This window comes from Terrisporobacter mayombei (assembly GCF_020748465.1).
GTDB classification, from domain to species: domain Bacteria; phylum Bacillota; class Clostridia; order Peptostreptococcales; family Peptostreptococcaceae; genus Terrisporobacter; species Terrisporobacter mayombei.
On the sequence record NZ_JAHZMP010000141.1, the window covers coordinates 1 to 500 of the forward strand.

Sequence of the window (500 nt, forward strand, 5' to 3'; positions counted from 1 at the left end):
CTCCTGAAGCGAAACCTACTGAAGCTCCCGTTGCAAAAGCAGAAGCTAAACCTGAAACACCTGCGCAACCGGTGGTCGATGAACAAGCGGTTTTCGACGAAAAAATGGATGTCTATATCAAGTGCTACAACAAGTTACAGATCCCGGTACAGCGCAGTCTGGCGCGTTATGCTGACTGGCTGAAAGATTTTAAACAGGGGCCTACCGGTGAAGTGCGTACTGTTTATGGCATCTACGGCATTAGTGAACCGAACCTCGCTGAGTGTGAAAAAGGCGTAAAAAGTGCTGTGGCGTTAACGCCTGCGCTGCAACCAATTGATGGCGTGGCGGTGAGTTATATCGATGCTGCCGTGGCGTTGGGTAATACCATTAACGAAATGGATAAATATTACACCCAGGAAAATTATAAAGACGATGCGTTTGCGAAAGGGAAAACGCTGCACCAGACATTCTTAAAAAATCTGGAAGCCTTTGAACCTGTAGCCGAATCTTATCATGCG

General features: G+C 47.2%; 1 protein-coding gene. It reads left to right on the top strand.

Going from position 1 to position 500, the window contains the following annotated elements; translation table 11 throughout:
- Nucleotides 1-500 (top strand): YiiG family protein (locus K0039_RS25020; protein ID WP_228106832.1); only part of this gene is annotated, 500 nt, incomplete at both ends.